Consider the following 12,890-nt stretch of genomic DNA (forward strand, 5'->3'; position numbering starts at 1 on the left):
AGTTGCGATAACGGTTCAGCAGGTTATCTGCAACTCAATTGAATGCAGTTTTGTTCACAGGAACCTGAACCAGAAAGCCGTGCTGAATCCTTGAGCAGGAACTCCCCAGGATGATGGCCAATTGAAGCAGCACAAAGCCCGCCTCGTGCGGGCTTTGTTGTGAGCCGATCAGAACGGCGCCTCCTCTTCCAGTTCCTCCAGGGGCACCAGGCTCCCCTCGCCTACCTGGTGGTCGCCATCGCTCGCCAGGTGCCAATTCAACGTCACCGTGCCGTCGTCGTTGAAGGTCTGCTGCAGCGCCTGGTTCGGCTCGAAAACCCGCAACGTTCCAAATGCGGTCTTGCCCACTTTAAAACCAACCTTCGAGGCGCCATCCACGCGCGGCAAACAGCGGAACAAATGCAGGCGGGATGAACAGGCGGTCTTCCGGATTGGGAATGCGGAAGTAGCTCTGGGGGCGAAGAATCACGTCGTCGTTGCGACTCAAGTCGATGACGGCTCGATTGGGCAACTCACGCCGACCCAAATAGCGCACCTCGAAAGCCTCAAAGCGGAGCGGATTCGCCGGATTGAAGACACCGCTTCCGTTGGCGCGGGCTTGTCGGACAAAGTCGCGCGCCCGGCGCAACGCCGGGGTCGCCTGCGCGACCTGATTCGCGGTTCCGGGATCAAGCACCGCGTCAAGCAGTGGCGTGGCGCGGAACGGGTCGATATTGGGCCAAATGATATACGGCAGGGCCGCTCCGTTTTCGAGCATCCGCTCGTTGTAGGAAAGCGGCCGCGGACCAGGGTTGTTGGGGTTGGGCTGGTTCCGATTAATGAAGGCAAGGAACCGGCCGTAGGCATCGAACACCTCGAATGAGAAGGCGAGGAAGAACGCGAACGTATCCAGGTTCTGTCCCAGAGCGGTGATGTCGGACTGGACCAGTGCGATCAGTGCCTGCTCGGCGTTGTCGCCGTGCAAGCGATGGTTGCTTGCGGCCCCGGCGCCGATGCGGGTGCGCAGGTGATCCGCGAGCGGCGTCTCGAGCGGGAACGTCCCGAATTGGGGGAGAAACGGATCCGTGAGATAGGTCTCCCACTCCGCCGAATCGAGACGCCGAGCGCCGGCCGCGCCAGGCACTTGGAACGACTTCTCGGGCGTATCGATCCCGAGAAAACGGACCGAGCCGCTGCCGGCAACATGAACGCCGACCGTATCACCGTCGGGGATGGCAGCGTTGAGCGATTGCGGCTGGCCGTTGGCATCGCGCCGAATGGACGTGACGGCGCGCGGCAGGCCGCCTACCGTGAAAAAGGCATCGGCCATCTCAAGCCTCCCCTTGCATCTGGCGATGAATAGCCGCGGCCGTACGCAAGGTCAGTGCGGCGATGGTCATCGTGGGATTCGCCGTGGCACTGGTTGTGAACACGCTTGAGCCGACAATCCACAAGTTGGGAACGTCATGGGCGCGACCCCAGCGATCAACCACCGAGTCTTTGGGGTCGTCTCCCATGATGGTCGTGCCCATGATGTGGGCCGCCGTGTTCCAGTTCATGCGACCGGTCTGAGGGTTGATGAGCGGCTTGTCGCTGGGACTAATGGTCGCCCCCATTAGGCCGAAAAGCTCCGTCGCCGTCTCCAGGCCCTCACGCAAGCCGCCCCGGGCATAGTCTCCGACGTCGAAGGTGAAGCGCGGGCGCGGCAGTCCCAGCGCGTCAGTCTTGTCGGAAAGCTCGATACGGTTGGTCGACTCCGGCAGCATTTCCGTGGAGAAGCTCAACCGCAGCATTTTCGGGATGCGCTCGGCGATCGCCGCCGGAAGCGCGGAGCTGTACTTCCCTTCCTTGAGCAACCCGTCGATGACCGTCGCCGGCGACCCAGTCCGTCCCCACCCGTCATTGCCGACGGTCATTCGGAACGCGCTGCGCTGGGCACGACAGGGCCCGTCGCGGAAGTCTTCGATGCTGGCAATGCTCTGCGGTCCCCGGAACGGGTAGAGCGGCTCCGGGAAGATGGCGATCAGCTCGAACTGCACGTGGTCCATCAGGTTGCGGCCCACCTGTCCGCTCGAATTGGCCAAGCCGCCCGAATTAAGCAGGATCTTGGGAGTTTCAATGGCATGCGCCGCGAGCACCACCACCGCGCCTTGGACGCACCGCGGTTGAGGATTGTCGTCCGCCGTCCAATCGATGAAGTGGACTTTGCTCACTCGTCCGTCCTTGCCTTTTTCGAGGCGAGAGACCACGGCGCGAGTCCGCAACTCGACTCCGGGGAGCTGGAGCGCGCGGCGCAGATGCACGGTCGCATCGTACTTAGCTTGGATCGGGCAAAGGGGAATGCAGTTGGAGTGACCCTCGCACGCTGGCCGGTTATCGAAGGCGCGCGTGTTGCGCGCCTGGGGAGTAGTCACGACATGCACGACCTTCCCGCGCACCGACTTGCCGTGAACGCGCCGTTTGACCTGTTGGTCGCTATAGGAGAGTGGGATGCCCAGCATCGGAAAGGCTTGGCTGCGGTAGCCGCCGTGGAGCCCGTCCCACTCCTCGTGGTTGCCGGAAACGCCGAGTTCCCACTCGGCCTGGCAGTACCAGGGTTCGAGTTCGTTGTAGTCGAGCGGCCAATCCCGCCCATGTTTCCGCGCCACGACCAGGTGCTGCCCCACCATGCGGTTGTAGCTCGCCTTGAACGGATCACCGTTGAAGTCAGGCGCGTAGTCGTAGTAGTTGTTCGGGTCGTTCTTTTGTTCGGCCAACTCGCACTGCGCCTTCTCGGCGGCCGGCGCGTACTTCCGGCTCTCCAGAGCCATGTAGGGAGCGAACATGTCTCCGCGAGCGCCTTGCACGTCCATCGTGTGATGGAATTCCACCCGCTGGCCGTGAGAGATGCCGTTGTGGCCGGCCTCCAGAATCAGAATCCGGTATTTCCCAGCCTGGGCGAGTTTCCAAGCGGACAGCGCGCCGGCAACGCCCGAGCCGATCACGATCACGTCGTAGTCGTCTTTCATCAGGGTCTCCTTGATTTGTCTGGGTCAGTCCTGTTCCGCGGGCACCCGCGTCCAGTAGCCGTGCAACTGGGTGGAAAAGCCCAGCGGGTGCGCCCTGATGATGGGCCACACATTGCCTCGCTCGTAGAACCCGCCGTCGATGTGGTGGGCGCCCGACTTGTCATTGAACTGCGAAAAGTACCAAACGTTCACGATCTGTTTGGCGACGATTTCGTTGTCCTTGAAAGCCTGGGTCGCCCGCAGCGCCGCCAGAAGCGCGTCATCAACCGGAGACTTCGGATCGGCGGAGGCGAGAGCCTTGTAGACCTGCAGCAGCGCCGGGAACTCCTGGGGGAACGTGCCCTTCAGTCGGCGGGCATACTCTTCAGCGACTGGGGTATTGAGGGCTCGGTCCTCCGGATCGTTCAGGAGCGGATCGTAGAGGCCCGTCAAGAGAGCGGAAAATTCCATGAATGCTTGAGTGTCGTCCATAGTACCTCCACTAGGTGAACGCTGTTCTCAGTACCTGGGGGCCTTCGCTCGATATCGCGGATCATTCCTCGGTAACCAATACCGCCGAACGTTTAGGTTAAGGGGCCGCGGAACGCGGTCCCAGTGAGCGAAGCGAACGGTTTGAACCGTTTGTTAGGCCGCGCCGCGGATTCAAGCCGGACGCAAAAAGCTGGACGACTTGGCGATGCTGGATTTGTGGGCTTGAGCATACGCGTGCCGAGTTCAGGGTTGAAGCGGGTGCATGCGGTATGTCGGCGAGAGCCAAGCAGATGGTGCGGGTTGGATTCTTCCAGGCGACTTGAAGTGCCAGAATGAAAGCAGATTTTGTGATTGCCTTGCGTAACTTCCATGTGCGCACCTTATTTGCTTTTACCGCCTAACGCTCCGCTTGAGGGGCGCTTTTTGCGGCGTCCCTCTCGAAGCGGTTGTTAGGCAATGCAAAGTCAAGAAATGACCCCCTTACCCTACTTGATCACCGGCGGCCCCGGCTTCTCGCGCCCGAACTCGACGTAGAGGAAATCCGCCTTCTCGGGTGGCGTCGCGCTCGCGTCATTGAGCACCGCGTAGCCGAAGGCGCTGAAGAAGCGCGTATCAGGGTACGCGAGGCGGACGTGGACGTAGTCCCCCCACCGGGTGGGCATCAGGCGGGTGCTTGTGCGCTCACTTGCCGTCCCGTACCAGACGACGAAGTCGCCGAGAATGCCGACCGCGTGGCTGCCGTAGTGCTTGGTGCCGCCGCCCCAGGCGAGCGAGATGCCGACCTCGTTATCCGAGTTGGTCGTCAGGCTCGGGTAGGTGTACGCGTGGTCGGCGTTCCAGACCTGCATCTGCTCCACGAGCTTGTAGTCCTGCCCCAGGTCGAACTTCGCGATCTGCACGTGCGGGTACGGGAACTCAAAGCCGCCGGCGCCGCCTTTGCCGGCGTCCGCAGTCCAGGCGAACCACACCTGGTTGTTGACGCGGGTCGCACCGATGATCTGGTGCGAGGTGCTGACCCAGTCCGACGAATCGGGTGCGGCGGACACGATGTCCTGCCCCGTCTTGGTCGACATCGGCCAGTTATTGACGGTTCGCTCGCGCCACGCGTAGGTGCTTTCGGTCCCTTTCGACGAGTAGATCCGCAGCGTCGAGTTGTTGACGTGGGCGGCCCAGTAATTCTCCCCGCTGATGTTTTGGGCCGGCGACCCGAAGGTGAGCGTTGTCTCGTTGACGAAAGCAAACTGGAAATTGATCGTGCCGCCCGCCTTGAGGCTTGCGAGTGGCAGCTCGAAGAACAGCTTGCCCTGGAAGTCCTTGCCGGTGAACGCGTTGGTGAAGACGTACAGGAACTTATCGTCGTGAGTGATGTCGGGGAAGTCCATCCAACGATCGCCGAGGCCGAAGGTATCCGAGGTGAAATCCCACTGCCGCTGCCACGCCGCGTTGCCACCCTTGTGCGTCTTGAGATCGGCGGGGCTCGCGACCGCGACCTTCACGACGTTCTTGTTCGGGTTGCTCCCGGTGTGGTTCGACTGCACATAGAACACGAAGCAGTCGATCGCTGGCACGTAGTGCAGCACGGGGTCGCCCGCCCACCCGCCGTAGGTCTTCTCCTCGGCGAAGACCTTGGTGAAGTCTACGTCGGTGAACGTCTTGCCGCCATCGGTCGACAGCTCGAACCAGAGATTGCCCGACATCAGCACGACGTCCCCGGCCTTCGCGCCGGTCATATCCGGCGGCCAGAGCGTCGTGACGACGCCATCCTCGGTGAATGTGCGGAAGGTCACAGGATCCTGCGGCCCCGGTGTAGGCGCGCCGCTTTGGTAGTCGAGCGGCTGCGGCGTCAGCGCCGACGGCACGATCGGGCCCACGATCGGTCCCAGCGGCACCGGCGGCAGGTTCTCGTCGGCCTCGTGCGGCACGCGTGGCACGATCTTCCAGGGGGCGTGGGGCCGTTCGCTGTAGGGCACGGCCAGCACGGAGCCGCGCGATTTCATCGAATAGCCGTCCCCGCGACGGATGCCCCCCAGCGGCTTGCACGGCACGTAGTGGCAGATCGTCTCGCATGCGTCTTCCGGCGGACAGCAGCGCTCGATCTCAGCCCGCAGCTTGACAAGCCTGTCGAGTTCCACCGCTGCGGCCGGGTTGACCGTGCGGTACATCTCGACGAGCGCTTCCAGCGATTGCCGGAGTGCCTTGAGCTGCAGGGTGTTCTGATGGACCTCGTTGGCAGTCAGGCACGCGATGCGGCCGATCTTGTCGAGCAGACACGGACCAAGTTCCACATCGCGGCGGATCTCCGCGAGCAGCCGCGTCTGCTCAAGAAGCTCCTTCAACACTGTCAAAGAATCACGATGCGGCTCTTCATGTTGATTCGATGAATCAGATTTCATGATGCTCTCTTTCTTCTTGGCGTGTGACTAGCGGGCGCACTACCTTTTGGATAAGCGCATCTAGCATGAACCAAGTTGCCAAGAAGGCAGCGCACTCCAAGGTGAAGCTGTGGAATTTGAAGAAAAGCTCCGCGATGATCCACGCGAATGTCAACGCGGGCACCTGCTCATAAGCCAATCGTTTTACGGGAAGAAGACGTAACAGTGTGTACATAACAACCCTCCTTAAAGGGACGACGTAGAAAGGGACGACATAGCAGCTTTCCACCGCCTAACTACTATTAGGCGACATCCCCTGTCGTATAACACGCCAGCCAATGTCGCCTAATATTCTGTTGGTTTTCGTACCGCTCTGATTTTCTTGTTATCCGCCGAAGCAAACGCGACAGGTGTCCGGATAAAACGTGACATCAGGGAACAAGCCCTCGTGCCAGCTGGGTGAAACCTTTCGCACTTTGTAGTGAACTTAGTAGCGCTGCTGGCTTCCTGCTAGCGCTTAGAAAAACGATTTCGCGATATACGCAACTTCGAATGGGTCTTTATCCTTGCCCCTGTAGCTCCTCGGGTAAGCGCAACGCCATCCGGGTACTTCCGCCTGGTCACCCCGGATTGCGCCTCCGGCTTATCCGGGCTACGGCAGTAATCCCAGCCTCGACCGGCCCACCCGCGCTAGTCCCTGCGCCAAGGCACTTAATCGCTCTCCATAGGGCCTCCCCGGCATTTGCTTCGTGGGCGCCCCACCCGTACGCAGCGCGATGACGTATCGAGCGAACATATACGGCGCGTCTGGGAGGAAAACTTTAGGACTACGGCGTACGTAAGGTCTGGCGGCAGCTCACGCGTGAGTCGTTGGCGTGGCGCGCTGCACGGTGGCGCGCCTGATGCGGCGGATGGGCGAGAAGGCGTGGATCGCGGCCTACGTCGATGCCCGCGAGGACTGGCTGGCAACGCACGAGAACGAGGCGCTGCACCCCACGGTTTACCGCATGGAGGCCTTCAAGCGACTTATCCAGTTGGACCACTGGGGACTGGACCTGCCGCTGGTGGTGCGCGGCCAGGAGGTTTCCACCGCCACCCTGAATGGGACACCGCTGGGCTGCTATGACGGGCCCCAGCCGGGCAGCCGCGCACTGGCGCTGCAGACCTCGCTGGCACATGGGCTGGATGTGCGACTGGTGCAACTGGGCCTGTCTGGCCGGGGTTCCGATATCAAGGCCGACGGCGTTTGCGGGCAAACCAGCGCAGCGCGGATCAAGGACTTTCAGCAGGCGCACGGGCTGCCGCCCACCGGCATCGTGGACGCCGCGCTGATCGCCCAATTGCTGACGCGACGCGGTCCCACCGCAGAGCGAGCCACTCCTCTGGCGTGGCCTGACCCAAGCAACTGGCAAACCGAGGCAGCGCCTGCCTCGCAGATGGCCCCAACCCACATGGAGCTCCCGACATGGCCGGCTCAACCCACCACCCCTACCACCCGATCATCTACGTGCGCGGCTTTGCTTGATCAATGCATGCTTAGGATCATGCCCAGTAACGACTGGATGCCTCAGCCGTCATCAATCTAACGCCTCTTCACTGGCAGTCGCTCTACGTAGGGCGACTGCTCGATGGCGAACTGTGAACCCAAAGCGCCCGACAACTCCTCGCCGGGCACTTTCACGGTAAACTACAGGCATCCCAACAGCTAGGATGTTGCGAGATGCAGTTTCACAGGGACAATCACTATGTACCGCAGTTTTATCTCAAGCATTGGGCAATAGATAACAAGGTCAAAACCTATCGCTTACTGGTTTCTAACCAGAACATCCCGCCGTGGAAAGCACACTCAGTCAAAAGCATCGCTTTTCACAAACATCTCTACACCTACCTTGCAGCGCAAGGTGAGACAGATGAATTCGAGCGCTGGCTCGATCAGAAATTCGAAGCACCCGCCCAACCTGCCCTAGAAAAACTAATAAAGGGCAACCAGATCAGTCGGTCTGACTGGCAGCAGATTATCCGGTTTCTAGCGGCTCAAGACGTGCGAACGCCTGCTCGACTTATCGAGACGCTGAATCGACAAAATAGAACGCTGCCAGAAGTTCTCGACGAAGCACTGCAAACGTCAGTTTCAGAGCTGAAGGAACGGGCAAGGCTTGGGAAGCCAATTGTTGCAAATCCCGATGCGCCAGATCCTTGGCCCATTAAAGTAAAAGTCGAAAGCGCCTCTGACGGCGACGGCGGGCTTATTCGCGCAGAAGCCACAATCGGCCGCATGTTCTGGCTTCGCTCAACTAAACACTTATTGACGAGCACGATTGCTCATCTACTGCGACAACGATGGACTGTCCTTATGGCTCCCGAGGGAGTCCACTGGCCCACCAGCGACGATCCTGTCATCAAGCTGAATTACTACGAGCAGGGACATTACACGTTTGGCGGCGGATGGGGCTTTCAAGGCTCTGAAATCCTGTTACCGCTAACTCCCAACCACCTGCTCTACTCTCGGGTCGGCAGTCGCCCGCCACAAAGAGGCTCGGTGTTGTCGATGTCCACCGCATTGGAGGTGCGAAGATTCATCGTCGAGCACGCTCATCGATACGTCTATTCACTGCGAGCAGACGTAGATATCGAGAACATCCGCCCAAGGAAGGTTTGCTCGGACGCTCATGCAGCTGAGCAAGCTGCCTGGCAGAACTGGAACACTGAGCAAAGCCAATCGGAAGCCGAGTTCCACAGACAGGATCCTGCATGTTTCTCGCACAGACACCGGATGGTCGAAGAATAACAGCCACGCGCGATGAGGACGGCTTCTGCCCCAGTTGCCAGGAAGTGCTCACAGCTAAACTTGGCGATGTGTACGTGTGGCACTGGGCGCACAAGCCAGGAAGGTCTTGCGACTATCGAAGGAGCGCGACGTTTTGGCAGTACTCTTGGATGAGCTTCTATCATGCCTGCGGGAGCTGGGACATCGAGATCAGAGTTGATGGCTATGACTTCGACGGAATCAATCGGGAGAAGAAGCTTGCGCTCAAGCTCGCCACCAAATTGGATTGGCTTGAAGAGTTTGTGGGGCAGCTAAGGCGGCTGGGTTGAAGCCTGTCGTCATCTTCAATCAGAAGGCCTTCGACAGCTACCTCCTCAAGGACAGTAAATTCCAACCGAAACGGCGCTCGACGAACCACTGGGTGTTCTTCTGGAAGCATGCCATGCAGGGTGATTCAGAGGGACGCTCAGCATCCCTTTGGTTGAACATAGAGGATGGGGTAAAGCCCGACCTTGGGTTGCGTCCTGGGATGTACAACCTCAGCTATTCCGCAGCTTTTTCGGTGCCATCGTGGTCAGCTCCGAACCCAAGGTCAAAACCAAGCAGTGAATCGCCCTGGCTTCCGTAGGCAGTTTTGAGTACCTGCTATTGGCCGACTTCTGCCCATTGTAATAGCGGTAGTCCATCCCATTGCTTCCGGCCGGAATTTGCTCTCCTCGAATGGCTGCACTTGGCCGGTTAGCGACCGTGTGCCGTGATTGATCCACCCTTGCCCTCCCTCAATGCGGAGGACAAGCCATGAAATCCAGCGCCACCTACAACCATTGCCCTTGGAACAAGGGAAAGCTGGTCGGGCAGAAAGCCCCACTGCAGCTCAGAGATAATTGGGCCATTCGGCTAAGGCTCCAGATCGCGGAGAGAACCCGGGATCTTGCTCTATTCGACCTGGCCATCGACAGCAAGCTGCGAGCCTGCGACTTAACCAAGCTTCGTGTGCGGGACATAGCCCATGGAGACCATGTGTCGTCGCGAGCCATCGTGATGCAGCAGAAAACTCAGCGCCCGGTGCAATTTGAGATTACTGAGCAATGACATCTTCTCCAGCACGGCTATACTCCAAAAAATGCCTTGCACCAGACCTGAAAACAGTCGCTCCGTGGTGTTGTTCCCGTCGTCTCAGCGCCGTTTTGGACCAGGGTCGGTCAACCCTGCACGTCAGGTGCCCGGCATGGGCTGCAGCCAATGCAGCGCAAGGAAAACGGACAGCGGGAGGCAGAGTCATGGACATGCTGCTGGCACGGAACAAGAGTGGCGATGAAGTAGCGGAACTTCGGAAGCAACTGGCCAGGGCACTGGCCGACGACGGGCGAGGATTCCCCGGACTTGCAGGAGGAAGTGATTTCGACGCATTGACGGAATCGGCGGTCCGTCACTGGCAATCGGGCATCGGCATAGTGGCGGACGGGCTGGTCGGTCCTTACTGCCAGAGCCTGCTGGGTCTGCGCAAGCTCAAGGACTTGGCCATGGCGCTCAGCGTGGATGCGGTGAAGCCTCTATTCCCCGCAACCAAACCTTCGAACATCCAACGCTACCTTCCCTATGTCGCTGCGGCCCTGGCAGCGGCCGACCTGACAGACAGACCGATGATACTGGCCGCGTTGGGCACCATTCGCGCCGAGACTGAAGGCTTCGTGCCCATTTCGGAGTTTCCCTCGAAGTTCAATACCAGGCCGGGCATGCCGCCGTTCAGCGCCTACGACGGCAGAGCGGCGCTCGGCAACACCGAGTCCGGTGATGGCGCGAACTTCCGCGGCCGTGGCTTCGTACAACTGACCGGGCGCCACAACTATCACGTCTATTCAGAGAAGATCGACTTGGATATCGAAGCGCAGCCGGACCTTGCCAATGCTCCCGAGGTGGCGGCCATCCTCCTTGCGCGATTCCTTGCCGACCGGGCGTCCAGGATTCGTACCGCCCTGGCCAGTGACAACTACCGCGCGGCCCGCAAGGAGGTCAACGGCGGCTCCCACGGCCTCGACCGCTTCAGCGATGTCTTCAGACTTGCAGAGCTGATTCCACAGCCGACTCGCGCCCGTCAGGTCAGGGGCGCGGCGGCGAAAAAGGCTGCAGCGGCGCCAACGCCAGTCGCGCGTCAGCTCGATGCCAGCAAGGACCCGGTGGACCTGCGCGACCGCACCTACATGCCACCGCCCTTGAGCCTGCCCGATGCCTTTCCCAGTGACGATCTGATCAAGGAGTATCTGCCGCGCTATACCCAGTCGGGGTTGATCCTCGACCAGGGCCGGGAAGGTGCCTGCACCGGTTTCGGGTTGGCTTGCGTGGTTAACTACCTGCGCTGGCGCAAGAACGGCAACGGCAAAGTTCCGGAATCGGTCAGCCCGCGGATGCTTTACAACTACGCGCGACGCTACGACGAGTTCGCCGGCGAGGACTACGAGGGCTCCAGTTGCCGTGGCGCCCTGAAGGGCTGGCACCACCACGGCGTGTGCCTGGAGTCCGACTGGCCCTACGATGACCAAGGCACCCTGCCGCCGAAGTTCGGTTATGCCACCCGGGCAACCGACAACACATTGGGCGTCTACTACCGGATCGACATCCGTTCCATCACCGATCTGCAGGCCGCCATCTGCGAAGTCGGTGGGATCTATGTGTCCGCTTTCACTCACGACGGCTGGAACCAACTGCCAAAACCCAAGGGCAAGGTCAACGGACATGGCGCCCTGCCGGCCATTCCGTTCGACGGCAGGCCGTCGCAGAGCGGCGGCCACGCCTTCGCCCTGGTCGGTTTCAATGCCACCGGCTTCATCGTGCAGAACTCCTGGGGCATCACCTGGGGGGGTGGCGGTTTCGCCCTGCTGACCTACGCCGACTGGCTCGCCAATGGCATGGACGCCTGGGTTGCAGCCCTGGGCGTACCGGGGGTGATGCTCGGCCAACTGGCCGCAGGCCGCAGTACGGCAATCGCCGCGGCCGCGGCCGACAGCTCCCAGTGGTGGGATGAACCCAAGGCCTATGAGCACAGCGTGATCTTCGGCAACAACGGACGTATCGATCGCCACCTCACCCAGGACGAGCTGAGCCGTTCACTGCTGTACCAGGCCTGCGGGCTGCCGGACCAGTGGTTCCGTTCCCAGTCGGGCAAGACCAAGCGCCTGGTGCTCTACGTCCACGGCGGACTGAACGACCAGGCCGCCGCCATCGAACGTGCGAGGGCGATGGGGCGCTACTTCCTGGGCAACGGCTGCTATCCGCTGTTCATCGTCTGGAAGACCGGTGTACTCGAATCCATCACGGACATCATCACCGACATGTTCCAGCGCGAACGGGCCCGTGCCGGCGGTTTGCGCGAGAGCATCCAGGACGGGGCCGACATCCTCCTCGAACGGGGAATTGGCCGCCCCCTCGCCCGTCCGATCTGGAGCGAGATGAAAGAAAACGCCGAGTTCGCCAGCCTACCCACCCGTGGCGGCGACAAACTGGTGACGGCCCTGCAGAACCTGGCCAGGACCTGGGGCGACGATCTGGAAGTCCACCTGGTGGGACATTCGGCCGGCTCGATCTTCCTTGGCCATGTCATCGACCTGTTCGCCGCACGCGGCCTCGAAACGAACGTCCGCTCGCTCCACCTCTACGCGCCAGCCTGCACGGTGCAGTTTGCCAATCGCCACTTCGCTCCCCACGAAACGCTGATGCAGAACCTCTACCTGGACATCCTTTCGGACCGCAACGAGCGGGACGACAGTATCGGCCCCTACGGCAAGTCGCTGCTCTACCTGGTGTCCAACGCGCTGGAAGGCGACCTGCGCACGCCGATCCTCGGCCAGGCCAACGTGCTCGATCCCGAGTACAAGGGCTGGGACGGCTCCTCCAGCACCGGCGAGGCACTGGGCAAATGGCGCCAGGCCATCCAGTTGGCGGGCCTGGCCAGGCGCAAGCAGATCGACATCCTCGACGCAGGCACGGTGTTCAGCTACCGATCGGACAAGCCCGCCAACCGCTCCAACGTCACCATCAAGTCGACCCATGGCAGCTTCGACAACAACGTGGATGTGGTGAGCCGGACGCTCAAGCGCATAACCGGAACCGAGCCGAAGCAGGAACTCAAGTTGCCGGTGGACGATCTGCGCGGTTTCTGACAGGAGCCGCGCATTCGCCTTTAGCCCGATGAGGAAGACGTGAACGACGTCTTCCGTGGAGCCACAATATGGAAGGGTTCTACTCCGTTAACACGGAAATTTTATTGAGGCACTAGTCACTATCCTAACAAGCCCT

At 60.8% G+C, this 12,890-nt stretch carries 10 protein-coding genes and 1 pseudogene; 5 read left to right on the forward strand and 6 right to left on the reverse strand.

The genetic code is table 11. The features are described from left to right. Nucleotides 1-168: 168 nt before the first annotated feature. The 6 genes from D3879_RS09960 to D3879_RS09985 all read right to left on the reverse strand — a co-directional run bounded on the left by D3879_RS09960 (nucleotide 169) and on the right by D3879_RS09985 (nucleotide 6,065). Complete coding sequence (locus D3879_RS09960) at nucleotides 169-348, reverse strand: hypothetical protein (protein WP_119954093.1); 180 nt, start codon at nucleotides 346-348, stop codon at nucleotides 169-171. Between the two features lies 1 nt (nucleotide 349). Then, nucleotides 350-1,309: a hypothetical protein gene (locus D3879_RS09965; RefSeq protein ID WP_119954094.1), complete on the reverse strand. Its 960-nt coding sequence runs from the start codon at nucleotides 1,307-1,309 to the stop codon at nucleotides 350-352. 1 nt (nucleotide 1,310) lies between these two features. Further along, nucleotides 1,311-2,987 carry a GMC family oxidoreductase gene (locus D3879_RS09970; RefSeq protein WP_119954095.1) on the reverse strand — a complete coding sequence of 559 codons (1,677 nt, stop codon included), beginning with the start codon at nucleotides 2,985-2,987 and terminating at the stop codon, nucleotides 1,311-1,313. Nucleotides 2,988-3,011: 24 nt separating this feature from the next. Further along, complete coding sequence (locus D3879_RS09975) at nucleotides 3,012-3,458, reverse strand: hypothetical protein (protein WP_119954096.1); 447 nt, start codon at nucleotides 3,456-3,458, stop codon at nucleotides 3,012-3,014. Between the two features lie 485 nt (nucleotides 3,459-3,943). Next, nucleotides 3,944-5,851: a hypothetical protein gene (locus D3879_RS09980; protein ID WP_119954097.1), complete on the reverse strand. Its 1,908-nt coding sequence runs from the start codon at nucleotides 5,849-5,851 to the stop codon at nucleotides 3,944-3,946. Continuing rightward, a complete protein-coding gene (locus D3879_RS09985; RefSeq protein WP_119954098.1) occupies nucleotides 5,841-6,065 on the reverse strand; it encodes a hypothetical protein in 225 nt (74 codons plus the stop codon). The genes D3879_RS09980 and D3879_RS09985 overlap by 11 nt, the downstream gene beginning before the upstream one ends. A 640-nt stretch (nucleotides 6,066-6,705) precedes the next feature. Here D3879_RS09985 and D3879_RS09990 point away from each other — a divergent pair. From D3879_RS09990 to D3879_RS10010, 5 genes and pseudogenes are all read left to right on the forward strand, one after another. Then, on the forward strand, nucleotides 6,706-7,416 hold the full coding sequence (locus tag D3879_RS09990) for a peptidoglycan-binding protein (RefSeq protein WP_218567819.1): 711 nt from the start codon (nucleotides 6,706-6,708) through the stop codon (nucleotides 7,414-7,416). Nucleotides 7,417-7,550: 134 nt separating this feature from the next. Continuing rightward, nucleotides 7,551-8,618 carry a DUF4238 domain-containing protein gene (locus D3879_RS09995; protein ID WP_119954100.1) on the forward strand — a complete coding sequence of 356 codons (1,068 nt, stop codon included), beginning with the start codon at nucleotides 7,551-7,553 and terminating at the stop codon, nucleotides 8,616-8,618. Continuing rightward, a complete protein-coding gene (locus D3879_RS10000) occupies nucleotides 8,582-8,926 on the forward strand; it encodes a competence protein CoiA family protein (protein WP_119954101.1) in 345 nt (114 codons plus the stop codon). Before D3879_RS09995 ends, D3879_RS10000 begins: the two co-directional genes overlap by 37 nt. Before the next feature lie 469 nt (nucleotides 8,927-9,395). After that, nucleotides 9,396-9,686 (forward strand): annotated as a pseudogene (locus D3879_RS10005) (site-specific integrase); the annotation flags it as partial. Nucleotides 9,687-9,877: 191 nt separating this feature from the next. Next, the gene (locus D3879_RS10010) at nucleotides 9,878-12,754 is read left to right on the forward strand and encodes a C1 family peptidase (protein ID WP_119954102.1); all 2,877 of its coding nucleotides are present in this window, start codon (nucleotides 9,878-9,880) and stop codon (nucleotides 12,752-12,754) included. Nucleotides 12,755-12,890: the final 136 nt, after the last annotated feature.

Source organism: Pseudomonas cavernicola (assembly GCF_003596405.1).
Taxonomy (GTDB): Bacteria; Pseudomonadota; Gammaproteobacteria; order Pseudomonadales; family Pseudomonadaceae; genus Aquipseudomonas; species Aquipseudomonas cavernicola.

Coding starts and splice junctions, on each gene's coding strand:
- D3879_RS09970 (WP_119954095.1), bottom strand. CDS start 2,987: ATGAAAGACGACTACGACGTGATCGTGATCGGCTCGGGCGTTGCCGGC.
- D3879_RS09965 (WP_119954094.1), bottom strand. CDS start 1,309: ATGGCCGATGCCTTTTTCACGGTAGGCGGCCTGCCGCGCGCCGTCACG.
- D3879_RS09975 (WP_119954096.1), bottom strand. CDS start 3,458: ATGGACGACACTCAAGCATTCATGGAATTTTCCGCTCTCTTGACGGGC.
- D3879_RS09995 (WP_119954100.1), top strand. CDS start 7,551: ATGCAGTTTCACAGGGACAATCACTATGTACCGCAGTTTTATCTCAAG.
- D3879_RS09985 (WP_119954098.1), bottom strand. CDS start 6,065: ATGTACACACTGTTACGTCTTCTTCCCGTAAAACGATTGGCTTATGAG.
- D3879_RS10010 (WP_119954102.1), top strand. CDS start 9,878: ATGGACATGCTGCTGGCACGGAACAAGAGTGGCGATGAAGTAGCGGAA.
- D3879_RS09980 (WP_119954097.1), bottom strand. CDS start 5,851: ATGAAATCTGATTCATCGAATCAACATGAAGAGCCGCATCGTGATTCT.
- D3879_RS10000 (WP_119954101.1), top strand. CDS start 8,582: ATGTTTCTCGCACAGACACCGGATGGTCGAAGAATAACAGCCACGCGC.